This window comes from Hyphomonas pacifica (assembly GCF_000682675.1).
Taxonomy (GTDB): Bacteria; Pseudomonadota; Alphaproteobacteria; order Caulobacterales; family Hyphomonadaceae; genus Hyphomonas; species Hyphomonas pacifica.
Genome location: NZ_AWFA01000034.1, coordinates 1 through 23311 on the forward strand (window position 1 = coordinate 1; position 23311 = coordinate 23311).

The window sequence follows — 23311 nt, forward strand, 5'->3', positions numbered from 1 at the left end:
GCTTCAGAAGGTTCGACGCATCCATCGCGCCGCCGGACGTAGCGCCTGCGCCGATGATGGTGTGAATCTCGTCAATGAACAGGATGGCTTTTTCCTGTTGCTCCAATTCCTTCATCACGGATTTGAGGCGTTCCTCGAAGTCACCGCGATAGCGCGTACCGGCCAGCAGGGCGCCCATGTCGAGCGACCAGATGACGGCTTCGTCCAGGATTTCAGGCGCCTCGCCGTCCACGATCTTCTTGGCGAGGCCTTCGGCAATCGCCGTCTTGCCCACACCCGGATCGCCAACGAGGATCGGGTTGTTCTTGTTGCGGCGGCAGAGCACCTCGATGCAGCGATTGATTTCCAGTTCGCGGCCGATCAGCGGATCGATCTTGCCGGAGCGCGCCTTTTCATTGAGGTCCACGCAATAGGCGTCGAGCGCCTCATGGCCCTGCTTGACGGGTTCTTCCTCTGAATGCTCCGCGCCGCGCGGGCTGGACGGACGGGACATGCCCGGCTGCTTGGCCACGCCGTGAGAGATGAAGTTCACCGCGTCATAGCGGGTCATATCCTGCTCTTGCAGGAAGTAGGCAGCGTGGCTTTCACGCTCGGAGAAGATGGAAACCAGCACATTGGCGCCGGTCACTTCATCGCGGCCAGAGCTTTCGACGTGCAGGATGGCGCGCTGCACCACACGCTGGAAGGCAGCCGTGGGCTGAACGCGGCCTTCGCCGTCATCCACAATCAGGCTGGACAATTCTTCGTCGATGTAGCGGCTGAGATCGGCGCTGAGCGCTTCAATATCCACTTTGCAGGCGCCCATGACTTCTCGGGCATGCTCATCTTCCGTCAGCGCCAGGAGCAGGTGCTCCAGAGTTGCGTATTCATGATCACGCTCCGAGGCGAGCGTTAGGGCCTTTTCCAGGGCGGTCTCTAAGGAGGGGGACAAGCGTGGCAAGGGGTTGGCCTTCCGGGATGAGTGTTTCTAGTCGTCTTTCTCCATGACGCATTGGAGAGGGTGTTCATGGCGTTTGGCAAGGTCCAAAACCTGCGCGACCTTCGTTTCGGCCACTTCGTAGGTATAAACCCCGCACAGCCCCACGCCCTTTTGGTGAACGTGAAGCATGATCCGCGTCGCCTGCTCTGTGGACCGGTTGAAGAACCGCTCCAGAATGAAAACGACGAACTCCATCGGGGTGTAGTCATCATTCAGCAGAAGGACACGATAGAGCGACGGCTTCTTCGTCCGGGTTCTCGTCTGCGTCGCGAGGCCGAAATTGGAACCATCCTCATCCCCTGACTGACTGCCCCCCGGAGGGCCCTCGGGGCCCGGGTCATTTAACCAGATAGGATGAAGAGTGCCGCTCATATGTCTTAAGATATACGTTCCTGCTGGACTTTGAAGAGTTGATGTCTGCCAATTACACAGGCTGCCTGAATTTAAGGCAAGGCAAGTGTATCAAGAATCTCCCGAATACGCTTTTCATTCACTCCGAAATCAGAGCGCCCGACCCGCGACCGGGAATAGATAGCGAGCGTGGCTTTGCCGGAGCCCTCCGGGCCTGCCAGGACTGCGATATCAACGTCATCCTTGAAACGCAGGATCTTCGAAATAGCGATGAAATGCATCCGCCGGGATGCCGGATCTGCGGCCTGCAATTCCCACCTTTTATGGCCCGCGACCACACCCTCGGCGCGGGCAAACAATTCCTCAGCTGTGCAGGAAAAAAGCGGCGCCTCGCCGTCTGGTGAGGCATGATCGACAAAGCCGGGCGGGGCGACGAGCCAGGTGTTTGGCGTCTTCGGACGCTTGAGGGTGGAGAAGTCCAGAAAATCGCTCATGTTACAAATGTATACGGACTCGCGGCCTGCGCCAGCCCCTGATCCAGCGTCAACACGGACCAAAAAGAAGAGACTGTCCTAAAAAGAAGAAACCGGGCCAATCAGGCCCGGCTTCCACCAATCTACTCACTCTACCTCCACGCCGGGCCTCTGCCACGCCCGGACGGGATTTCGAGGGGCAAGCCTACTTGCCGGAAAATGCCATGAACGGCTTCGCCGCATTGCGCCATGCGCTCATGCAGATATCAGCCTGCTTGGTCATTTCAGAGGTGTAGGCGGAGAAGAAATTCTTCGCATAACCGGTCTGGATTTCCATCGCTTCGCGCGGGTCTTTCGCGCTGGTCAGCGATTGCGTGGCTTCCACACCCTGCTCCAGCGTGCGAGCGAAGAAATCCATGTTGCGGGCGCCGAGCGTGCGGAAAACTTCCGTGGAGCTGGCTGCCTGCTTGGCAAATGCCTTGAAACCGTCTTCGGCGAAGCCGCCGAACTTGCCAGCGTAATCCGTCATTTGCTCTACACCTTCATCAATCATTTTGCTCGCTGAATCCGCGACACGCGCTTCCGCCTTGGCGGTGGTCGCTTTTGTCTTCGGAGCGGCTTTCTTTGCTGTCGCCATGGGATAGTCCTCTTCTAGCGTCGAGAGAGTACCCTAGCGTAAATTGTTCGCACATGCAATGATTTTTTGTGCACCGCACAATAAATTCCGGTCATGTTTCCGCACTCTCCCTTGCCAGCAGATTACGGATTTGTGAGGCTGGGCCCTGCGTTAAGGTGTGGTCAACAGATTTGACAGATTCTAGATTAAGACCGGGGCGTCCGGGGTTAACTCATTTGGGAGGAAACACGATGCGGCGAGCATTTTCACCAGTTCTGAAGGCTATGGCTTTAACGGTGATGCTCTTCATGTCCGGTCTGGCTGTCCAGACTGCGGCAGCCGAGAAATATGCTTCCATTGTGATTGATGCCGACACACATGAAGTACTGCACGCCCGCAATGCGGACGAGCCACGCTATCCGGCCTCTCTCACCAAGGTGATGACGCTCTACATGCTGTTCGACGCCCTGAAGGCCGGAGACGTGACGCTGGACGAGCGCCTGACCGTCTCACGCCATGCGGCCAGTCAGCCGCCTTCCAATCTGAAACTGCGCACCGGCTCCACGATCACCGTCCGCGATGCCATCGGCGCGCTGGTCAACAAGTCTGCCAATGATGTCGCCGCCGTTGTGGGCGAGCGTCTGGGCGGCACGGAAAGCCGGTTCGCACAGCTGATGACGGTGAAGGCCGAATCCCTGGGTATGCAGAATACACGGTTCATGAATGCTTCCGGTCTGCCCGATACGCGCCAGCTGACGACCGCACGCGACCTGGCCATCCTGGCCGAGGCAATGCTGGAAAATCACGCTGACTATTACCACTATTTCTCCCAGCGCAGCTTCACCTGGGGCGGGCGCGACTACAAGAACCACAATGACCTGCTGGGCAAGGTCGACGGTGTGGACGGCATCAAGACCGGCTATACCCGCGCCTCCGGCTTCAATCTGATGGCCTCCGCCAAGCGCGACAATCGCCGCGTCATCGCCATCATGCTGGGCGGCAACACATCCAAATCCCGCAACACCCATGTCGAGGATCTGGTCGAGGCCGCCTTTGAAACACTGAACGATCCGGCTGAGCAGCATGATCTGGTCTTTGCCAAGGTTGCCCTGCCGATCCACCCGAATGGTGCGGCCGAACCGATGCTGAACGGCAAGCCGCTGCGCGTGATCATTGCCGAAGGCGGCAGTGATGATGAGGCACCAGCCGAAACGCTGGTTACGGCGCAGGCTGTTGCCGCTGACAAAGCGGCAGCGCAGGAAGAGGCCGCCATTGTCGCCCGGGCTGAGCCGGAAATTGTCGAGCAGACCAAGATGGAAACCACCATCAATGTCGCTGAGCAACCAAAGACCCAAATGATGAGCGTGTCAGAATATGAAGCGCGCCAGATGGGCATCGTTCGATAAGCAGCGCACATCTGCGGCAGATGCCGCTTCAGTTCAGGCCTTGCCAGGTCCGCGCCCCTGACCCAGAACGCTTTTAAGGCATCAGGAGCGACTCGACGTGACCCGTGAAAGCGATCTCGACATAGCGCGCAATGTGATCCGCATTGAACGCGATGCGCTGGAACAACTGGAATCCGGACTGGATGAAACCATTCAGCAGGCCGCCGACCTCATCATGGCGACCGACCGCCATGTCATCGTCGCCGGCGTCGGCAAGTCAGGTCATATCGGCCAGAAAATGGCGGCGAGCCTTGCTTCGACCGGCACGCCGTCCTTCTTCCTGCACCCGACCGAAGCCAGCCATGGCGACCTTGGCATGATCGTCCCGGGCTCTGTGGTGATTGCGATCTCCTATTCCGGAGAGAGCCGTGAACTGGTGGATTTGCTGCGCTATTGCCGCGGCAATCAGATCCCCGTCATAGGCATGAGCCGCGCGCCGGACTCCACGCTGGGCCGCAATTGCGATGTGCTGCTGAAAATGCCGTCCGTGGCAGAGGCCTGCCCGAATGGCCTGGCACCGACCTCTTCCACCACCATGGCGCTTGCGCTGGGCGATGCGCTGACCATTGTGCTGATGGCGCGCCGGGGATTCTCGCGTGAAGATTTTGGCTTCCGCCATCCGGGCGGCAAGCTGGGTCGGTCCCTGCAAAATGCCGGGGACTATGTCACCGGGCGCGCAGACGATTTGCCAAGCGTGAGCGATACGGCAGCCGTGGACACGGTGATCCTGGCGATTTCGGAAGGCCGCAAGGGCTGTGTCGCCGTGCTGGATGAGGCGGGCAAAATGGTCGGCATGGTGACCGATGGCGATTTGCGCCGGGCCATGCTGGCAGGCAAGTTGAGCGGCAATGCCACCTCCATCATGACCGCCAATCCACAGACCATCTCCCCGGAAGAGAGAATGTCTGTTGTCATCAAGCGGCTGACGGAGAAGCGCATTTCGAATGCGTTTGTCGTGGAAGACGGGCGCCCCATCGGCATCATCGACATGAAGGATCTTCTTGCCGAAGGATACGTCTGAGGCGCCCGCGCTTCAGGGTGATTATTTCACCAGTTCAAACTTCACGCTGACCTGAGCGGAATAGCCAATCTCACCGCCGGAAATCGGCGTGGACTTGGCGTCCATCGCTTCGCTCATTACCATGCGGCCCATCTGCATCGGTTGCGGGGCATAGCCACCCGATTCAGAGATGCTGACGATCCGGCCAACACGCATGCCGGCGGCGTTCGCATAAAGCTGGGCGCGGGACATGGCATCCTTGATCGCATCCCGGCGGGCCTCATCCTGAGCATCGCTGGGATCTTCAAGGGCAAAAGAGAGCCCATTGAACGTGTTGCCACCGGCCGCGACCAAGCTGTCCAGCGTCTCGCCCAAATTGTCGAGATCGGAGACTTTCACCGTCAGCTGGTTGGAGGCAGTATACCCGCGCAGCACCTGTTTGCCGCTGCGACGTCCATTGCCGTCGGTTTCCTCAACATAGTCATATACCGGATTGAGCGAAAGGTTTGAGGTCTGCATGTCCTTTTCGGGAATGCCTGCCGCGGCGAGCGCCTCAAACATGCTGTTCATCGCTTTCGCCTGATCAGCCATGGCCTGCTGCGCCGTGTCGGCCTCGGCCTGAACGCCGGCATTGATATAGGCGATGTCGGGCGCCTGCTTCACGGTCGCTTCGGCAGAAATGTCGAGCGTTGTTTCAGGCTGGATGGAGTTGGGATGGTAGCTGCTGGTCATGGTTCCTGCACTTGCATTCTGGGCTGCTGGCATCTGAGCGCAGGCAGCCATTGTGCCGGCCAAGATAAGCGCGCTGGATGATATAAGCAGGTTTCGGGCAATACGCATGTTCGCTCCTTGCGTTGACTTGATGATCCAGCCTTGCAGGAGAGACATGACGCACTCATGAACAAATCAGGCCGGTTTTGTGTCCCCGTCTGGATATCCGTTCGGGTTTTGACTTTGCCAGGCCCATTGGTCCCGGCACATATCGTCTAGCGTAAAACGTGTCTGCCACCCCAGAAGTTCCCGCGCATGGGTCGGGTCTGCCCAATAGGCTGGAAGGTCACCAGGCCGACGCGGGGCAAACTCCACCGGAATGTCGCGGCCGCTGGCCTTTTTGAAGGCCTTCACAACGTCCAGGACCGAATAGCCATTGCCGGAGCCTAGATTGACCGTGAAACTGTCCGGAGACGCCATCAGCTTTTCCAGACCGGCAATATGCGCCTCAGCCAGATCCATGACGTGGATATAGTCGCGCACGCCTGTGCCATCCGGCGTGTCATAATCATTGCCGAACACATTGACATGCGGGCGGCGGCCAACGGCCACTTGCGCCACATAGGGCATCAGATTGTTCGGAATGCCATTCGGATCTTCCCCGATCAGGCCGGACGGGTGCGCGCCAATCGGATTGAAATAGCGCAGGATGCCTGCATTCACACCGGCGCCCGACGCGACGAGATCGTTCAGCATCAGCTCCACGGCATATTTCGTCATGCCATAGGGATTGGTCGGCGCCAGAGGATGGCTCTCTGTATAGGGCAGCGAAACCGGCGTGCCGTAAACGGTCGCGGAGGAGGAGAACACGATATGCTTCACCCCGGCCGCCTGCATCGCCGTGAGCAGGCTGAGCGAGCCCTGGACGTTGACGCTGTAATAGTCGAGCGGCTTCTGTGTGGATTCGCCCACGGCCTTCAGGCCGGCAAAATGGATCACAGCGGCACATTCTTGCTCTCGCATGATGGCCTCCATCCGCGCCGTGTCGCGAATGTCCGCCTCGATGACGGGCAAATCGTTCACGCCGGTAATCTGGCAGATGCGATCTATGGCAGCAGCGCAGGAATTCGAAAAATCATCAACAATAACAGGTCTATACCCGCGTTTTACCAGCTCGACGCAGGTATGCGAGCCAATATAGCCTGCGCCGCCCGAAACAAGAATAGTTCCTGATCTGTCCTGCATGTATCCTGGCCCTTATCTGTATTGGCGTGTTCCATCCCGGGAGATGGGGATACACTCCATGCAACAGGCCTACCATATTTCGTAAATCCCGGGCGCAGACAACGCATTGCCAAGGCGGAGAAGCTCGCTAAAACGGGCGGCTGGGGCCTGTAGCTCAGTTGGTTAGAGCGGACCGCTCATAACGGTTTGGTCGCGGGTTCAAGTCCTGCCGGGCCCACCATTCATTTCCGGTCGCCTTGAGCGTCACCGAAAAGCACGACTGCGACACTGGATCCCGGCTCTGCGCTACGCTTGGCCGGGATGACAAATTCCGTCTCGCCCCACACACCAAGACTCATCCTGAGCGAAGTCGAAGGATGGCTGCACGCGCACAAACCTCCCCTCCCTGTCATCCCGGAAAATCCGCAATGGTTTATCCAGGACCCTGCGCAGGGATATAGCGGCTGACCCAACCGGATGGCCCCCGCCATGCCGGGCAAACGTGCTGGCCGTTATGCCATCTCCGCAATCTCATTCCGGAAGTATTCAATTGTGGGCTTCAGCCCTTCGGCGAGGCGGATGCCCGGTTGCCAGCCCAGCGTGGTCTTGGCGCGGGTGATGTCCGGGCGGCGCTGGCGCGGATCATCCTGCGGCAGCGGCTTGTGAACGAGTTGGGATTTTGAGCCGGTCTGCTCGATTATCTGCTCGGCCAGCTGACGAATGGTGAACTCCCCCGGATTGCCGAGATTGATCGGTCCGGTGACGTCATTTTCCGTGTTCATCAGGCGGATCAGCCCATCCACAAGGTCAGACACATAGCAGAAGCTGCGCGTCTGCTCGCCATCGCCATAGAGGGTGATGTCTTCGCCGCGTAGCGCCTGGACTATGAAATTGGAAACAACGCGGCCATCATTCGGATGCATGCGCGGGCCATAGGTGTTGAAGATGCGCGCGACCTTGATCTTCACATTGTGCTGGCGGTGATAGTCAAAGAACAGCGTCTCGGCGCAGCGCTTGCCCTCATCATAACAGGCACGGGGGCCAAGCGGGTTCACATTGCCCCAATAGTCTTCGGTCTGCGGGTGGATTTCCGGGTCGCCATACACTTCAGACGTGGAGGCCTGCAGGATCTTCGCGCGGGTCCTCTTGGCCAGGCCCAGCATGTTGATCGCGCCGTGCACGCTGGTCTTGGTCGTCTGCACGGGGTCAAACTGGTAGTGAATGGGGCTGGCCGGGCACGCCATATTGTAGATCTGGTCGACCTCGACAAACAGCGGCACGGTGATGTCGTGGCGCATTACCTCAAATTTCGGATTGTCCAGAAGGTGGGCGACATTGCTGCGCCGGCCGGTGAAGAAATTGTCGACGCAGAGCACTTCCGCGCCGGTTTCCAGAAGCCGCTCGCACAGGAAGGAGCCGATAAAACCGGCACCGCCGGTGACAAGAATTCGCGGGACATAATGCATGGTCAAGCGATCTCCGCTTTTCCCTGCCCGGTCAAGGCTCTTGGACATTTCGCGGTGATGCGACAAGGTGATTTCCGGGAGGAAGCCGAGCCATGAACACGATGGACCGCATCATCGGATTTGCTGCGAGCCATCATGGCAGCCGCGACGCCGTGCTGGAAATGTCGCGCAATTCGCACGCCGTGAAGGATCTGGCCAAGGTGCCGGACGACCGATACCTGGCAACCATGACGCGGTGTGTGTTCAATGCCGGCTTCAACTGGAAAGTCATCGACACCAAATGGCCGGGCTTTGAAGCGGCCTTTGAGGGCTTCGACCCGCACAAGCTGGCCTTCTTTGGCGACGAGATGATGGGTCAGCTAGTGTCTGATGCACGCATCGTGCGTAATGGCCAGAAGATCAAGGCAACGCTGGAGAATGCCCGCTTTGTGGCAGAGACAGCGACTGAGCATGGCAGCTTTGGCAAATTCCTGAAGGCCTGGCCGCAGAATGACCAGGCAGGCCTGCTGGATTATCTGGGCAAGAAGGGCTCTCGCCTTGGCGGCGCTACAGGGCAGTATTTCCTGCGCTTTTCAGGGCATGATTCCTGGATCACATCCGGGGATGTCTGCCGCGCATTGATGCGTGAGGACGTGCTGGAGACGCCGGAAGCGAAGAGCAAATCCGCGATGAAGAAAGTGCAGGTAGCCTTCAATTACTGGCACAGCGACAGCGGCCTGCCCTATGCGCAGATCAGCCGCCTGCTGGCCCTCAGCGTGGGTTAGACGGACGCCTTCTTTCGGAAGTAGCCCAGCGTGCCTTTGTTGAGCAGTGCATCTTCCGCAAGGGTCTCGTGAGCCTCAATGTCTGGCTGGTCTTTGACCTGTTGATAGACATTGCCAAAATCCTTGTAGCAAGCGTCCAGCAGCGCATCGAAACTGTCGATGACGAAATAGGTCTGCTGGAAATCGTCGATGACGTATTTTGTGCGCATGATGCGCTGCAGATCGAAGGCAACACGGTTCGGGCTGTCATCCTCCAGCGCGAAGACGGTTTCCTGCGGACTGGACAGAATGCCGGCGCCATAGATGCGCAGGCCGCCTGCCTCGCGGATCAGGCCGAACTCCACCGTGTACCAGTAGAGCCGCGCCAGATTGTGCAGCTGGCCCAGCTGCATGGCGCGCTGCCCGCCCTTGCCATAGGCCTCCATGAAGTCCGCAAACACAGGATTGGCCAGCAGCGGCACATGGCCGAAAATGTCGTGGAAGATGTCCGGCTCCTGCAGATAGTCGAACTCTGCCTCCGGCCGGATAAAGGCGCCCGCCGGGAAGCGGCGATTGGCCAGATGGTCAAAGAAAATCTCGTCCGGCACCAGCTCTGCGACCGGCACGACGCGCCAGCCGGTGATCTTTTCCAGCTTGTCCGACAGCTCTCCCATATGCGGGATGCCGGAGGCTGAAAGCTCCAGCTCTTCCATCGCCTTCAGGGCCGTGGCACAGGCCCGGCCTTTGGCGACCTCGCGCTGGCGACGAAACAGGCGGTCCCACCTGTCGTGCTCCTCCGGGCTGTAGCTCTCCCACGCCTGATCAATCGTGAAATCAGCCGCGCGGGGTGCGTCATGATACCGGTTCTTTAGCATCCTGGCGCCTTTCCTCAGAGGGTATGGTCAAAACAAATATAGTTTCATTTGCAACTATATTTTCTCCGGGATCACCTGTCAAATGAACGAGCAGGCCCTACGCCATGAAACAGCCATATAAAGTCAGACAAATGGTCGAAAGATGATGGGTTACCGGGTATGGGATGCAATCAATTTATCAGAACATCGGCAAATACAGATAAACCAAAGATGCCAAAACCGACCTTCTCAGTCGTGATCGTGAACTATAATGGTGGCCACTATGTGCAGGATGCTCTGGATTCCCTGAGTCGCCAGACACGCCAGGATTTTGAAGTCATCCTGATAGACAATGCCTCCAGCGACGGCTCTGTCGACCATCTTGAAACGTCAGGCTTGCCTGGTTTCACCCTGCTCGCTGAAACAGAAAATCACGGCTATGCCCGCGGGTCGAATATCTGTGTTGCCCACGCGCGGGGCGACTGGATCGTCTGCCTGAATCCGGATGCCGTGGCAGACCCCTCCTATCTGGATGAGATCGCCAGCGGAATTGCACGCCATCCTGGCGTGAACATGTTCGCCTCGGCACAATACAGCCTGGAATATCCTGATCTGCTGGACGGAGCCGGCGATGCCTATCTGATCTTTGGCTTTCCCTGGCGGGGCGGCTTTGGGCGCCCGGCGCGCGAAATGCCGGATGAAGGCGAATGCTTCAGCCCTTGCGGTGCCGGTGCCATCTTCAACCGGGCGCTTTTTCTCGAAAAGGGCGGCTTCATCGAGGATTTCTTCTGTTTCTGCGAAGATGTCGAACTGGGCTTCCGGTTGCGTTTGGCGGGCGAAAGGTGCGTTTTCCTGCCGAAGGTCATCATCCATCATGTTGGCGGCGGCCTGTCCGGCCGCGACAGCGACTTCTCCACATATCATGGCAGCCGCAACAGGGTGTGGACCTATGCCCGCAACATGCCATCCCTGTTGTTCTGGCCCACAATCCCCGGACATCTAGCGCTCTCTGCCTATGTTCTGGGACACAGCATGTTCAACGGGCGCTTCCGGCACACCTGGCGCGGAATGCGTGATGGCCTGAAAGGCGCAACGCGCATGCGCAAGGCAGGCAAGAAAGACCGCGTGCAACGTATACCTTTGTGGAGGCTGGCACGCAGCATGGCGTGGAACCCGTTCCGCATGAGCCGGCGGCGTGTACATGTCCGCCCGCTTCAAACGCAGCACGGTCCGGAAAAGCAGGCTACAGATAATTGCACGCCTGCCAAAAACCCAAACACCACGGTTAGCTGACGCATGTTGTCTTTTGGACGTCTTTTACGCGCAGCGCGCGGATTCTGGAAAGCTTTGCCCCTGCCCCTCTGGATGCGCAAGGCTGTTGGCAAATATAGCTGGAAAACCATCGAGCAAGTCAGCTTCCTCCTCAGCCGGCGCAGCCCGAACTGGACAGAGGGCAAACTATACGTAGCCGGATTTTTCTCGGAATCCCACGGCATTGCCGCGTCAGCCATACGGTGCGCCAATGCACTGGAAGAGCTGGGTATGGATGTTGAGCGAATTGATCTTGGCCCGCCATCCGCGATGGCCCTGCTGAACAAGCCGCCCGCCCCGGAAAGCCTGACCGGCACATACATCATCCATGTGAATGCGCCGGAATTTTCCTTTGCACTCGCAAAGCTGGGCCTGACACACCGCTCACGAGCCAGAGTCATCGGTTACTGGGCCTGGGAACTGCCGAAAGCACCGAAAAGCTGGATCAAACGTAGCCGCCTCTGTCATGAAATCTGGGTGCCGGCGCAATTTGTGGCGGACGCCATGACAGAGGCCAGTTGCCCTGTTCATGTGGTGCCGCACCCCCTGCCAGCACTGGGAGGCCCAGCAGCGGCTGAAGCCCTAGCCTGCCCGATTGACGTGCCACAGGATGCATTTGTTGCCTTGTGCATGTTCGATATGCGCTCATCCCTGATGCGGAAAAATCCACTCGGCGCGATTGGAAGTTTTCGCAAGGCATTTTCCGGTGATGAAAATGCTATGCTGATCATCAAGACACAGCACGGCCAGCAATACCCGGAATCTTCTGCCCGGCTTCACGCCGCCGCTGAAGGAGACCCGCGTATTCTGATTGTAAACGAGACCTGGTCACGCTCAGAGGTGGACGGACTGATCCAGCGGTGCGACGTCTTCCTGTCATTGCATCGTGCAGAAGGCTTTGGCCTGGTGATTGCCGAAACCATGCAACGCGGCAAACCTGTACTCGCAACCGCCTGGTCAGGAAATCTGGACTTCATGGGTACGGACTATTTCGGTGCTGTTCCCGTCTCGATGATTGCCGTGCAGGATCAGGACCGGATTTACGAAGGACAGGAATGGGCCGAGCCGGATCTCGATGTTGCCGGGCGCAAGCTGAAACAGCTATATGACGATCCGGACCTGACCAGAAAAACGGGCGAAGATGGCCGCCAACGCGTCACGTCCCGACTGAGTGCACAGGCTTACAGAAAATATGTGCAACAACGGCTCACCCCGGATCAGCCCAGAAAAGTGTAGGAATAGGTTCTGGCATCGCCCGTCCGGTTCCTGATGTGCAAACCGGAACTGTCAACACCGAGGCTGGACCGGCTGACTTCGCCGACAAGCGCGCCGGGGGAAGACACACCCGCATTATGAAGGCCTGTTCCCGCTGTCAGAGTGATCAGACCTGGAGACGTCCCCACATCAAATACCAATATTCCGCTATGGTGTGCCTGCGGATAATCCGGGTCCACCACGGTCAGCATAAGGAACCCGCCGCTGCCGGGTGGAATGATCGTGGCCACATCCGCATCAGGAATGTCTATCAGGCCACTGCGCGCACCCGAAAAGCAAACCTGCTTTTCGCCCGGCGCAGCGCTGAAGCGAGACTGCCAACTGGACCCATCCTCGCTGGTGCGCAAGGCAAAGGCTCCGTCGGCCCCGAGGCTGAGTTCACTGCGGCCGGAATAATTCTGCTGAAACACCAGACTGGCAATATCCATAGACGCATTCTTGTTGATGACCAGTCGGTGGTCACCCCCATCATGAGTAAACAGCGATTGTGCAGACCGGACACTCAGGCGCCGTATATCATCTGGCGCAATGTTCACGCCAAAGCGGGCAGCCTCTTCGGCAGCACCGGCCCAGGCGCCCGCCTGGAACACAATCCGCTTCGCCTCGTCCATCACCCAGGCTTGCCACCCTGCCCCTGGCGTAACGAATATCCACTCGCCCGCATACCAAGCGGCGATCTCCGTCTGCCGCCCGGCCCAGCCCCCTGTCGCCCCGTCAGGTATCAGATAGCGGTCCCCTTCCGTAGGCGTCACATCTGAAATGTCAGTCACCCGCGAGATGACCGACAGTTGCACCAATGCGTCTAGGCGCTCCAGGGATTCATTGATGGTTACATGTTTCTGCGCCTGGGAGGGTTGCAGATATGGCAGGCCAAGATGTGAGGAATGGTCCATTCGGGATGTCCTTTTTGCTTACCTGCGAACGGTAAGGCAACGACCATTCCGCCGAACAGTTCAGCCACTCTCCCCGTTCAGTGCAGCAATCAAATCCCGTGCGCGTGCGGACCAACTGGCCGTTTGCGCCTGCTGCATCAGCGTTTGACGCAAGGCGGTATCCGCATCACCGGCAAAGCGCAGCACCGCATCCGCAAATCCGTCGGATTTGGCCTGCAACTCCACCCCCTCCATGCGGCCCCAGCCTTCATCAAGAAACGGCGTGGACACGACCGGCAAACCGGCGGCCATGTACTCGTAAATCTTGACCGGATCGACCATACGCGTCAGGGCCGTGACCTTGAACGGGATGAGCGCAACCGAGGCTTCGCATAGCCGTTTCATCGCTTCAGGATGGGGCATCTCGCCTTTCAGGATCACATTAGCAGGCAATGGTCCGGGTGGCAGGCTTTCGACCCGCCCAATGATTTCGAACTCTATGTCCGACAGGGTCTCTGCCGACTGCATCAGTAAGGGCCAGTCGAACCAGGACTCAATGGCGCCAAGATAGACGGCACGCCTTGCGCGCGGATGGCTTGCTTCTGCTTGCGACAAGGCCGCAGGGTCAAAGCCGTTTGGCACAAGAGCATTTCTCACGCCCGACAGGTCAGCCCGCTGAAGAAGGCCCACATGCGGACTGGTCACAAGATCTGCCTGCGCAATGAGCGCCTGTTCCTCGACCATGATATCCGCCCGGATATGATCAAAACTGCCATGGTCGTCCAGAAGATCATAGATCACACGGTTAGCTGCCAGCGCCCCTATAACCGGCTGCCATGCCGGAAAGAGGCACAAGACATCCGTATGTACCGCGCCCTTCAGAAGGGTATTTACCTGCTCCGCAATCTGATGGGCGGATGAAGCAGTCAGGCGGTCTTGCGCCATATCGAAGGCCCGCTCGAAAGGCACGGCTACGCCCGAGATTGCCTCCGCAAGGCTATACACAACAGGCAGATTGTTATCCGCATGATCCAGGCTGGCTGGCCCCAGATAGAGAACATGATCATAGGAAACCGAGAGGGCCTGCGACAGCTGCTGCTGGCGTTGGCGGCGAAACTCCCAGTCGATGGATGAAAGAACCAGCAGCACGCGCCTGCTCTTGCAGGGCTGTGTGCCCGGCCCGACAAACCGTATCTGTGACGCCAAACAGCCACCGGAACATTTCGGAGCGGGCATGGTCTGTACATGGCCCGCAAGAGACATGCGCCATGCTCCGCGCGAGCCAGGCTCGCTGACCGGGAATGGGATGTGAAACCTGTAGAGCGGACGCGTCTGCCATGCTGCCCGAAGGGCGCCATCCGGTTTCAGTCTGGCGTGCACAGGCTCTGCCCAGGCACCAGATACAGACAAGGTCTCCTCAGGTGACAGCGCCTTTGAAGGGGCTACCCAGCCAATCAGACCTTCTGCATTGCACTGGTCAATGTGGACCCAGAATGGCTTCCAAAGGGAAAGAAGATATCGCCGTGGCGCGCGATTCACAGGCCGGGCGTTTACGTTCTCATCCCTCGAATGGCCCAATCTGTTCCCCTTCATATGTCTTGCCTGCATAGTTTGCCAGGACCTGAACGATCCGGTTACTTGCCAGGCCGTCTCCATATGGGGATGCCCCGCTGGCCATTGCAGCATACACGTCGGGATTGTCCAGCACCTCAAGAACGGTGTCACGCACCTTCTCGCGCTTCAGCCCCACCAACCGGGCGACACCAGACGAAACAGCCTCCGGCCGTTCCGTTTCTTCACGCAGAACCAGTACGGGCTTGCGCAGGAATGGAGCCTCTTCCTGTACACCCCCGGAATCGGTGACGATCAGGTCCGCCGCCTTCATGGCTGCCACAAAGTCAAAATAGGGCAGCGGGTCGATCAGCTGGATGCGGTCATGGTCACCCAGTAATTCCTGAGCGGTGCTGACAACATTCGGATTGGGATGCACCGGATAAACGAGAAACACGTCCGGACGCGCGTCGATGACTTCGCGCAGGCCGGCAAAATACTGGCGCATCGGCTCGCCGAAATTTTCGCGACGGTGGGATGTCATCAGGATGAGGCGCTTGCCTTCCGGCGCTGCGAATTGCGACGGGGCCACGCGGTCCATGTAATAAGCGAGATTGTCGATCACGGTATTACCGGTCACAAAAAGCTTGTCTTCCGGCACCAGTTCGCGCCGCAGGGCATCAGCAGATGCGGGGGTTGGCGCAAAGTGGAAATCGGCCACCCTGCCCGTAATGACCCGGTTCAGTTCTTCGGGAAACGGATTGCGAATATCGCCGGTTCTGAGACCGGCTTCGACATGGCCAAATGGGATTCCATGATAGAAGGAACAGATCGAAGACACCATTACGGTGGTCGTATCCCCTTGCGACAGCACGATGTCAGGCTTGATCTCGTTCAGCGTTTTCTCCAGCGCCAGGAATGCCCGTCCGGTCAATGCCCCCAGGGTCTGGCCTGGCATCATCAGGTCAAGATCGTAATCCGGCACAATGTCGAATTGTCTGAGCGCTGTATCAACGAGATCGCGATGCTGTCCAGTCAGCAAAAGTGGTGCCTCACACCAGCTTTGTGCATTGAGCGCCCGCAATACCGGCGCCATCTTCACAGCCTCCGGCCGTGTACCCACGATACTGAGAATTTTCATGCTAACCTCGATAAATGCCGGAAGGAAAAGAATCGCCTCGCAAGCCGTTGAGTTAGCCGCCCACTCCCGACAGCGCAACCACGCCTTAAGCTTCCCGCTGCAGTTGACGCAATTTCTGCTCCGCGCGCCAGGTACGGTCGTTAAGATTACTACGGGAAACCTCCAAAAAGTCGATGTACAGGTCCTGAAACGCCAGCTTCCCGGGAGTTGGCCAGGCTAGGCGCCTCATCCTGCTGAGGAAGCCAGGATGGTTACTGATCGAAACATCTGCCGGGACCACATCTTCGTCCAGCAGAGTCAAAAGCCCCGAGATCGGAGAAGACACGAACGAAAGGTCTGGCACACCCCAAGTTTCAAGAATGCGCCGCTCATCTGCCCCGGCAACCACGACATCTCTCAAACGGTAGGTCTCGGCCTCGCTATCCGTTATTCGCTCCAGCAGGGCGATAACATCATCTGTGCGCTCGCCAACGCCTCTGCCGCTGTAATTGCGTGTCCGAAGGGTTTCAAAATCAGCTTTGGAGACCAGGAAAGGCAAAGCCTCCGGCCCCAAATGAACACACAATTTGTTTCCACTTGCAGCCTCAAGGAAAGCGCGGCCATTTGCGGCGACGATATCATAATCGCCGTGAAGTTCGGCAATGTCATGCCGCGCACCCAGGAACGTCACGCGATCCGGCGTCAGACCGTACATGCGCGCTGCTCTCTCCAGCCGTGCGCGGGCAGTCCCATCGCCGGCAATGTCCACGCCCCAGCCCTCATGAGCAGCCGCGGCCTTCAGCAAAGGCATGATCGCCTTGACCCTTGGCCTGTCGAGACGGCTGACGACCAGGACGCGCTTTCGCGGCGGAAGACCTGTCGGCTTCTGCTGAAACACTCCCGTATTGACGCCATTCATAACAACGGACACCCGCTGTAGAGGCGCCAGGGCCGCCGCCTCGACAACCTCCCTCACCTCTTCGGAAACGGCAACAATCTCTTCTGCCGCAGGCAATATAAACTGCCTCAGCACAAGCGTCCAAAGCGCTCCATAGCCCTGCTCCGCAAGGGAAAGAGGACCGTGAAGAAATACGCGGCGCGGGATGCCTTGCTTCTCGGCGGCGAGAACAGCCGGAAGTATGGAAGGAAACGGATGCGCCCAGACCTCTGTTACGCCGCGCTCTTGTATAATTTCGGAAAGTAGCTGAACCATTTCCCTGAGGCGGTCGGGGGTCAATGCCTTGTCAAAAGGCACCTCGAAGACTGCATGGTCGTATGCAAGCCCCAGCTCGTGCACAGCGGCCTCTTGCGATGCCGTAGCAAGAATAATCTTATAGCCGCGCGATCGAAGATAACGCAGCTCACCAGCAATTCGCGTCTCCAACCCACCGTGGCTGAGATTCGCAACACTGATGAGAATTGTTCTGTCCATCAGGGAATTTCTCTCCTATTGAGGTATATCTTCGCGGATGTTTGGAACCCATACGGGCGTAAATAAAATCTGATTTATGACGCAGAGTATAGTCACACCCAAAAGGTCAGCCTCGATATTCTCAGAGCTGACCAATGTAATAAACACCTGGCCCATCTGGTTTCTCATGGGCAATCAGGACATCAAACTTCGATACAAGCGCTCCATCATCGGCCCGTTCTGGATCAGCCTGACGCTGGCGGCATGGATTGCCGGTATTTCAATACTTTACGCCCAGATCCTGAAGCAACCCTTTCTCGATTATCTCGTCTTCCTGTCATGCGGCCTGCTGGCCTGGAACATGATTTCTGCCGTGATCAGCGAAGGCAGTGTTTCAGTCATTGATAATTCATCGCACCTGATGAGTGCGCCAATGCCCCTCAGCATTTTTGCGGCACGCGTTGTTTATCGGAACATCATCGTATTCTTTCACAATATGCTGGTTGTTGTCTGTGTCTTGATCTATGCAAAGGTACACATCACTTGGGCCATGCTGTTTCTGCCCGTTGGCTTGCTCATCAACTGCCTGATTTTATTCTTCTTTATCTCTGTAAGCGGACCATTGTGCGCGCGCTTCAGAGACCTTCAGCAAATTATCTCGAACCTCCTTCAGGTTTCGTTTTTCCTGACTCCCATCATCTGGCAGACTGGCCAGATCGGAGGGCGGACGCTGGTCACGCACGCCAATCCCTTTTACCATATGATTGAGCTTATTCGGGCACCTCTCATGGGGTATATCCCAAGCACAGATACACTGATCGCGTCAGGGGTCATGCTGATTGGCGGCCTTATCGCGGCACTAATTGTCTGGCGCTATAGTCGTAAACGCGTAATCTTTTGGCTCTAGGTAGACCTCATGACGTTTCTCAACGTTCAGAATGTTAGCTTCTCCTATCCGATCTTCAATGCGAAGAGCCGGTCCATAAAGAGCGCTGTTCTGGCGGGAGGCGCGGGTGGGCGCCGCGCTGAAGGCCCAGGGTCCATTGAGCTGGTGCACGCCCTGAATGACATTAATCTTGATCTGAAGTCCGGAGACCGGCTCGGCCTGATTGGTCATAATGGTGCGGGCAAATCGACTCTGCTGCGTCTCATGGCGAACATTGCCCAGCCGACGACTGGCAGCATCGAATCAAGCGGGCGTATCATCCCCTTGATCAGCCGCGGACTAGGCATCAACCCCGAGCTCACTGGTCGCCAGAATATTGAACTTCCCCTCCGCCTTTTCGGGGCGACGAACAGCGAAGTCGAAGAAGCCCATAATACCGTTCCGGAGTTCACCGAGCTCGGCGAGTTCCTGGACCTGCCCGTACGCACATATTCCGATGGCATGCGGGCGCGCCTGTCATTCGCGATCTGCACCGCATTGCGTGGAGACATTCTCGTGCTGGATGAATGGCTGGGGGCTGGCGACGCAGGCTTTGTCCGCAAGGCCAGCGAACGCCTGAAGCATATGGTGGAACAGTCCGGCATCGTTGTGCTGGCCAGCCATACAACATCCATTCTGCAACAGAACTGCAACAAGTTGGCCTGGATGCGCAAAGGCGAGATCGTCGCCGTGGGCGATCCAAAGGACGTGTCAGAAGCCTATGCGGCGGAAATGCGGCGTCACGGCCAGGCCGGAACCATGCAAAAACCGAGCGGAGAAGCAGAAGCAGCCAAAGCGCGGCAAGCCTATATTGACGATCAGGTCCGCCAAATGGATCAGGCCTGGTTCGCACAGAATTTCTCAGAGGCGCGCCGTATTGCAGAAGAACTTTATGCCAGGGAGAATGTTGCACGCGCGGCATACCGCCTGGGCACAATTCACTTCTACGGTCGAGGGGCGCCCATAAACATGGCGGTAGCCTTGCCCTATTTCCGGCACCCATCCCTAACGGATGATGCCTGGAGCATTTATCATCAAGGCCTGATTCTGGCAGACAAATCCTTCCCTGCCCGAGATGAAGCCATCGCTCATAATCTTATTGAAATTGCGATGACAAAGGGCGTGCGCGAAGCCGCCACTACCCTGCAATCTCTGAAAGTCAAACAGCAGGCGCTCAGCGCATAGTAGCCTGCGCCGACGCCTGCCTGGAAATGACTAGAGCTCGTCTGAATTCTGCGAAGCATAATATGCTTCGATACGATCCCTTATGGTGGTGACAAGCTTCTGCTCTACCTTCTCAAGCATACGGCGCAGAATGCCCGGCAGGCCATCTAGAACCGGGGACATTGAGATCACAGTCTTACCTGCCAATCCTTTTTCCGCCGCCCCTTCGAGAGACACCGGAGCCACTTTCGCAACAGTCCCCCGGCCTGAAAATTCCAGCCGCTCGCCATCTTTGCGACTCTCCACAACAAATTCAAACGGCAATACACCGATCGTTGCGTAGATCTTGCCTTCTACGCGACTACGGGTGCCCTCCCCCTCCTGGCCTGGCTCGGTCTCATAAACATCAAAGACTGCCTTGGGTACGGTTGCTGTCCAGGCATCCTGCGAATGCAGATAAACTTCGAGCGTTTCGACAGGAACGACAGACTCCGTTACCCTCAAATTCGATTTTGAATTATTCATTATACGCCCTTAATTATTGATATTCCACGCCGTCCAGCGAAACGACAAGGTTTCGTTTCATCTTCCGCTGCATGACATAGGCATCCTCGACCATAAATGTCAGCCCATTCCAGTAACGGCGGATATCCGCACGAATACCGCGCAGGCGCAGCGTAACGACCTTGTCGCGAACAAAATCCCCTTTGAAAAGGATATCGCAAGGCTGCTGAAGACGGGAGCCATCAAAACTGCAGCATAGTTTCCCATCAACCAGCACATCCACAACCGAAACTCTTGGCGGAGGCGGCGCAGAACAATTGATGCGAAGAGACAAGACCCAATCGATATCCGTTGGTATCTCGCACTGTGCCATATCAACGGAAAGGCTCTTATAGTCCCCCGGACGGGCAACCATGGGAAGCGGAATGACTTCCATGCCATTTTCGGTCTGTGCGATCTCGTAGAGCGCCTCTGATGTCCGCTCGCGCTCAAGCGAGCCCACTCCGGCACTCATATAGGAGTACGGAACACGACTACGGTTTGCATAATGATATCTGAGGTGCGCAACATGTTCAAAGGCATCGAGCATAGTCCGTGCACGCTCCTGCCAGCTGGCGGCATGAGCATGCTTCAAAACAGCCTTTTTGTAAGCCGCATCATCCTTTTTCGCCAAGGCTGCATCCAGCGCCTCAGAGAAAGATTGCACATCACTGGCAGAGAAGACTTCCTTGTAGGCAACACACTCTCTCATATCGCTGTTGACCAGAACCGGCTTACGCGCCGCGAAATACTCGAAAAGCTTTAGTGGCGACGTCGTCTTTGCAATGTCACCCTCCTTGAAGGGGATCCATGCTACATCGAAAGAATTCAACAGTGTCGGGACGGTTGGATACGGGAAAGGTCCCGGCCAGACGAGATTATCCGCCTCAGGAAGAGTAATGGAATCCGTGTATTTCGGTCCGACCATGACAAATGTCAGATCCGGCCGATGCCGCGCCAAGTCTGCAATCAACTCATAGTCCAGCCAATCGGCCAGCGCCCCGACATATCCAATAACAGGTTTGTTGCCATGCGCCTTGCGGATCTCATCAATGACCGGGTTCGTCTCCTTGCAGCCAATGAAACGTTCGATCTCCACACCGTTCGGTGACATGGCCACCATATCAGATGGGAAGCGGGCCCTCATTTCATCGTACAGCAGACCCGCTGTAGGAATGACGACATCGACAATTGAAGGCGCCAGCCATGCGAACGTTACCTTCGCCGCGTCTGCCCCCTCCTTGCCGGAAATTGCCTCATCAATATGATCTACATATTCATAGACAATATAGTGTCCGGCCTCTCGCCAGGCAGAGATACGCTCTTTGGAAAAATACCAAGCGGTACTGTAGAGGTCGATAAAGCTCGGCGGGCCATCCACGATGTACTGCTCAAACAATGCAGGCTGTTTGCACAGATACAAATTGTCACGAATCTGAAGAACTTCATCTCCCTCATCATACATGTAAGATGGAGAAAAGTAGATGACCATAGCCCCCAACTCCGCCATTGCGGCGGCGATATGCTGTGGCCTCTGAAAAAGGGGAAGGTTCCAATCCACAAAGGGCGGCACGATGAAAATGGGCTGACGTTTGTCAAACGCGTCATGCGCCTTGTGCAAAATGCTTTGCATGTTCATGAGACGCGGCTGATCCGCACGGTAAAGCACTTTCGGGAACTGGAAGGTTTTCTTTGCCTGCTCCCCTTGCGACTTTGACGAGAACGCACCAGGCTCCACTGCCTGACCATCAAAATCAAAGTCATGTCCGGCGACTCTGACTGTGAGACGCGCCTGAGAGCTGATCGTCTGCGGAATTTCTACAGCAAAGCCGATATGAAGCGCGGCATATTCCTCATCCACATCCTCCCGTACGAATTCCGGCTCAGCGGCCATGACCAATTCGTCATCGGCGAATACTTCAATGACCAGTACATCATCCGGGTTGAATACATTTACCAGCCAACCGCTGACATAATTGCGCTCAAACTTGTCAATAGCCCCCAAGAGCATAGCGATTTCCCATCTTCTCTATAGCAACTTAATCAAACGTACTGGAGAACAGCATCACGAAGCATCTGCACCTCCTGCTTCGCCACAGCGCGTAGCTCTTCAACCCCGTGCCGGTCAACGCCTGACATTCCAAGGTAAAATAGTTCGGGCAATCTGGCATCCCCGGCGACCGACAGAAAGGCAGCTCTGCCTATACGCTGATAGAAATGGACGAATTTGTCCGCCCTGCTCAGCGTAACGGTTGGTACCCCTGACATATGCCCAACCACACAACCATGAAACTTCATGCTGAGCAGCATCTGGCAGGTCTGAATCTCTCGCGTCAGCTCCTCTATCGTCCGCGTCACGGTGATTGATCTTGGCGTGAACGTATGCTCGTGCGCCTCCGCTATATCCTCTTCAGAGGTGGGGGCTGTTCCCAGAGGGATGTGTTTGATGGTCCATCCGTCATCCACAGCCTTCTGCAGAAACGCGTTGATATGGACCGGATCAATGTTCTGATAAGCACGCGTAATCAGACCGAGTACCTTGTTCTGCGGCGCATGGAATGGAAAGTCCATGGCGCAGACAATGTCTATACCCGGATAGACATCTATCTTTGGTCTCAAATGCTCTTGCATCCATTTTGCGCTGGCCTCGCTGCGCGCATGTATGAACTTCACATTTTCATGCTGCAGGAAACGCGACATCTCCAGGCAGACTTCCTCCTTCCAGCCGCCCCATCTGGGCACTTCCACGCCAATGACGAAGACGGGCTTGGCCAGGTATTCCTCTTTCCAGTAGAGGGGGCTGAGCGACCAAGGTATAACAAGATCCCCCCCGCCGATGATAATCGCATCGAATTTATCTACACGTTCGGCCACGGACCCAGAAAAATAGGGTGCTTCAGTCATGTCGTGCATGACGTCCACCTCAATATCCTCGTCCCCGGCGAACAAGTCGGTCAGAACCTCCCGGAACAACTCGTCGCCATAGTTACCCCACTTGAAATACCCAACAAGGCCAATACGCTTTGTCACATAAACTCCTAACTGCTTGCATTCTCTGATCTGTATTCGAGTTAACCTAGCGTGGAACCGGGCCGGTGTTCATCTAAATTTCCCGATAAAAAGCAGCCTGCGGGCGGCTCTACACACGTCAATTTACCTTGCTAAAGCTGCATCAGAGAAACGGGTTAAAAGCTTGTCCAAAGCTTTCCACCCGAACGACGATTTTGAGGGATCGTCCTAAAGCAAGGACACGTGTGAAGCAACCTGCCGAGCCCGG

The 23311-nt window shown here is 57.0% G+C and carries 22 protein-coding genes and 1 tRNA gene; 8 read left to right on the forward strand and 15 right to left on the reverse strand.

From position 1 onward, the window contains the following. The 4 genes from HY2_RS10810 to HY2_RS10825 all read right to left on the reverse strand — a co-directional run. The coding region (locus HY2_RS10810; RefSeq protein ID WP_034827757.1) for a Clp protease N-terminal domain-containing protein at positions 1-940 on the reverse strand (940 nt) is incomplete at its 3' end. Positions 941-967: 27 nt separating this feature from the next. Next, positions 968-1351, reverse strand: a complete 384-nt coding sequence (gene clpS, locus HY2_RS10815; RefSeq protein WP_034827491.1) for an ATP-dependent Clp protease adapter ClpS — start codon at positions 1349-1351, stop codon at positions 968-970. A 71-nt stretch (positions 1352-1422) separates the two neighbouring features. Then, positions 1423-1824 (reverse strand): DUF1499 domain-containing protein, encoded by a 402-nt coding sequence (locus tag HY2_RS10820; RefSeq protein ID WP_034827493.1) that lies wholly within the window; start codon positions 1822-1824, stop codon positions 1423-1425. 184 nt (positions 1825-2008) lie between these two features. After that, positions 2009-2440, reverse strand: coding sequence for a phasin family protein (locus tag HY2_RS10825; protein WP_034827495.1), 432 nt, complete (start codon positions 2438-2440; stop codon positions 2009-2011). Between the two features lie 263 nt (positions 2441-2703). On the opposite strand from HY2_RS10825, the gene HY2_RS10830 reads away from it, so the two are divergent. Both HY2_RS10830 and HY2_RS10835 read left to right on the forward strand, forming a co-directional pair. Then, positions 2704-3825: a D-alanyl-D-alanine carboxypeptidase family protein gene (locus tag HY2_RS10830; RefSeq protein ID WP_112063309.1), complete on the forward strand. Its 1122-nt coding sequence runs from the start codon at positions 2704-2706 to the stop codon at positions 3823-3825. Positions 3826-3922: 97 nt separating this feature from the next. Beyond that, positions 3923-4885 carry a KpsF/GutQ family sugar-phosphate isomerase gene (locus tag HY2_RS10835; protein ID WP_034827497.1) on the forward strand — a complete coding sequence of 321 codons (963 nt, stop codon included), beginning with the start codon at positions 3923-3925 and terminating at the stop codon, positions 4883-4885. Between the two features lie 21 nt (positions 4886-4906). Here the strand turns inward: HY2_RS10835 and HY2_RS10840 are convergent, their stop codons facing one another. Then, positions 4907-5752 carry an SIMPL domain-containing protein gene (locus tag HY2_RS10840; RefSeq protein WP_051594926.1) on the reverse strand — a complete coding sequence of 282 codons (846 nt, stop codon included), beginning with the start codon at positions 5750-5752 and terminating at the stop codon, positions 4907-4909. Positions 5753-5770: 18 nt separating this feature from the next. Next, entirely contained in the window at positions 5771-6820 is a 1050-nt protein-coding gene (galE, locus tag HY2_RS10845; protein ID WP_034827499.1) for a UDP-glucose 4-epimerase GalE, read from the reverse strand. 143 nt (positions 6821-6963) lie between these two features. On the opposite strand from galE, the gene HY2_RS10850 reads away from it, so the two are divergent. Then, positions 6964-7040 (forward strand) — tRNA-Ile (locus tag HY2_RS10850). 271 nt (positions 7041-7311) lie between these two features. Here HY2_RS10850 and HY2_RS10855 read toward each other — a convergent pair. Further along, entirely contained in the window at positions 7312-8265 is a 954-nt protein-coding gene (locus HY2_RS10855) for a UDP-glucuronic acid decarboxylase family protein (protein WP_034827501.1), read from the reverse strand. A gap of 92 nt (positions 8266-8357) precedes the next feature. Here HY2_RS10855 and HY2_RS10860 point away from each other — a divergent pair, with 92 nt between their 5' ends. Further along, a complete protein-coding gene (locus HY2_RS10860) occupies positions 8358-9029 on the forward strand; it encodes a DNA-3-methyladenine glycosylase I (RefSeq protein ID WP_034827503.1) in 672 nt (223 codons plus the stop codon). Here the strand turns inward: HY2_RS10860 and phhA are convergent. Continuing rightward, positions 9026-9883 (reverse strand): phenylalanine 4-monooxygenase, encoded by an 858-nt coding sequence (gene phhA / locus HY2_RS10865; RefSeq protein ID WP_034827505.1) that lies wholly within the window; start codon positions 9881-9883, stop codon positions 9026-9028. The genes HY2_RS10860 and phhA overlap by 4 nt on opposite strands. Before the next feature lie 210 nt (positions 9884-10093). Here phhA and HY2_RS10870 point away from each other — a divergent pair, with 210 nt between their 5' ends. Continuing rightward, on the forward strand, positions 10094-11155 hold the full coding sequence (locus HY2_RS10870; protein WP_051594927.1) for a glycosyltransferase family 2 protein: 1062 nt from the start codon (positions 10094-10096) through the stop codon (positions 11153-11155). Between the two features lie 3 nt (positions 11156-11158). Beyond that, a complete protein-coding gene (locus HY2_RS10875; RefSeq protein ID WP_081815026.1) occupies positions 11159-12409 on the forward strand; it encodes a glycosyltransferase in 1251 nt (416 codons plus the stop codon). On the opposite strand, the gene HY2_RS16820 is transcribed toward HY2_RS10875, so the two are convergent. The 4 genes from HY2_RS16820 to HY2_RS10895 all read right to left on the reverse strand — a co-directional run bounded on the left by HY2_RS16820 (position 12391) and on the right by HY2_RS10895 (position 17423). After that, a complete protein-coding gene (locus HY2_RS16820; protein WP_051594929.1) occupies positions 12391-13341 on the reverse strand; it encodes a DUF2793 domain-containing protein in 951 nt (316 codons plus the stop codon). The two genes, HY2_RS10875 and HY2_RS16820, sit on opposite strands and share 19 nt — an antisense overlap. Before the next feature lie 60 nt (positions 13342-13401). Then, positions 13402-14898 carry a glycosyltransferase gene (locus HY2_RS10885; protein WP_162173285.1) on the reverse strand — a complete coding sequence of 499 codons (1497 nt, stop codon included), beginning with the start codon at positions 14896-14898 and terminating at the stop codon, positions 13402-13404. Continuing rightward, positions 14879-16012, reverse strand: a complete 1134-nt coding sequence (gene wecB, locus HY2_RS10890; RefSeq protein WP_051594930.1) for a non-hydrolyzing UDP-N-acetylglucosamine 2-epimerase — start codon at positions 16010-16012, stop codon at positions 14879-14881. Before wecB ends, HY2_RS10885 begins: the two co-directional genes overlap by 20 nt. Before the next feature lie 85 nt (positions 16013-16097). Next, complete coding sequence (locus HY2_RS10895; protein ID WP_034827509.1) at positions 16098-17423, reverse strand: glycosyltransferase; 1326 nt, start codon at positions 17421-17423, stop codon at positions 16098-16100. Positions 17424-17589: 166 nt separating this feature from the next. On the opposite strand from HY2_RS10895, the gene HY2_RS10900 reads away from it, so the two are divergent. Both HY2_RS10900 and HY2_RS16825 read left to right on the forward strand, forming a co-directional pair. Next, positions 17590-18309 (forward strand): ABC transporter permease, encoded by a 720-nt coding sequence (locus HY2_RS10900; protein WP_051594931.1) that lies wholly within the window; start codon positions 17590-17592, stop codon positions 18307-18309. Positions 18310-18318: 9 nt separating this feature from the next. Then, positions 18319-19512, forward strand: a complete 1194-nt coding sequence (locus HY2_RS16825; protein WP_051594932.1) for an ABC transporter ATP-binding protein — start codon at positions 18319-18321, stop codon at positions 19510-19512. A 30-nt stretch (positions 19513-19542) separates the two neighbouring features. On the opposite strand, the gene HY2_RS10910 is transcribed toward HY2_RS16825, so the two are convergent. The 3 genes from HY2_RS10910 to HY2_RS10920 are packed head-to-tail and all read right to left on the reverse strand — an operon-like array spanning position 19543 to position 23064. Then, positions 19543-20016, reverse strand: coding sequence for a hypothetical protein (locus HY2_RS10910; protein ID WP_034827511.1), 474 nt, complete (start codon positions 20014-20016; stop codon positions 19543-19545). 13 nt (positions 20017-20029) lie between these two features. Then, entirely contained in the window at positions 20030-22045 is a 2016-nt protein-coding gene (locus HY2_RS10915; RefSeq protein ID WP_034827513.1) for a glycosyltransferase, read from the reverse strand. Positions 22046-22077: 32 nt separating this feature from the next. Then, positions 22078-23064 (reverse strand): polysaccharide pyruvyl transferase family protein, encoded by a 987-nt coding sequence (locus HY2_RS10920; RefSeq protein WP_034827515.1) that lies wholly within the window; start codon positions 23062-23064, stop codon positions 22078-22080. Positions 23065-23311: the final 247 nt, after the last annotated feature.

Coding starts and splice junctions, on each gene's coding strand:
- clpS (WP_034827491.1), bottom strand. CDS start 1,351: ATGAGCGGCACTCTTCATCCTATCTGGTTAAATGACCCGGGCCCCGAG.
- HY2_RS10820 (WP_034827493.1), bottom strand. CDS start 1,824: ATGAGCGATTTTCTGGACTTCTCCACCCTCAAGCGTCCGAAGACGCCA.
- HY2_RS10825 (WP_034827495.1), bottom strand. CDS start 2,440: ATGGCGACAGCAAAGAAAGCCGCTCCGAAGACAAAAGCGACCACCGCC.
- HY2_RS10830 (WP_112063309.1), top strand. CDS start 2,704: ATGGCTTTAACGGTGATGCTCTTCATGTCCGGTCTGGCTGTCCAGACT.
- HY2_RS10840 (WP_051594926.1), bottom strand. CDS start 5,752: ATGTCTCTCCTGCAAGGCTGGATCATCAAGTCAACGCAAGGAGCGAAC.
- galE (WP_034827499.1), bottom strand. CDS start 6,820: ATGCAGGACAGATCAGGAACTATTCTTGTTTCGGGCGGCGCAGGCTAT.
- HY2_RS10855 (WP_034827501.1), bottom strand. CDS start 8,265: ATGCATTATGTCCCGCGAATTCTTGTCACCGGCGGTGCCGGTTTTATC.
- HY2_RS10860 (WP_034827503.1), top strand. CDS start 8,358: ATGAACACGATGGACCGCATCATCGGATTTGCTGCGAGCCATCATGGC.
- phhA (WP_034827505.1), bottom strand. CDS start 9,883: ATGCTAAAGAACCGGTATCATGACGCACCCCGCGCGGCTGATTTCACG.
- HY2_RS10870 (WP_051594927.1), top strand. CDS start 10,094: ATGCCAAAACCGACCTTCTCAGTCGTGATCGTGAACTATAATGGTGGC.
- HY2_RS10875 (WP_081815026.1), top strand. CDS start 11,159: ATGTTGTCTTTTGGACGTCTTTTACGCGCAGCGCGCGGATTCTGGAAA.
- HY2_RS16820 (WP_051594929.1), bottom strand. CDS start 13,341: ATGGACCATTCCTCACATCTTGGCCTGCCATATCTGCAACCCTCCCAG.
- wecB (WP_051594930.1), bottom strand. CDS start 16,012: ATGAAAATTCTCAGTATCGTGGGTACACGGCCGGAGGCTGTGAAGATG.
- HY2_RS10895 (WP_034827509.1), bottom strand. CDS start 17,423: ATGGACAGAACAATTCTCATCAGTGTTGCGAATCTCAGCCACGGTGGG.
- HY2_RS10900 (WP_051594931.1), top strand. CDS start 17,590: ATGGGCAATCAGGACATCAAACTTCGATACAAGCGCTCCATCATCGGC.
- HY2_RS16825 (WP_051594932.1), top strand. CDS start 18,319: ATGACGTTTCTCAACGTTCAGAATGTTAGCTTCTCCTATCCGATCTTC.
- HY2_RS10910 (WP_034827511.1), bottom strand. CDS start 20,016: ATGAATAATTCAAAATCGAATTTGAGGGTAACGGAGTCTGTCGTTCCT.
- HY2_RS10915 (WP_034827513.1), bottom strand. CDS start 22,045: ATGCTCTTGGGGGCTATTGACAAGTTTGAGCGCAATTATGTCAGCGGT.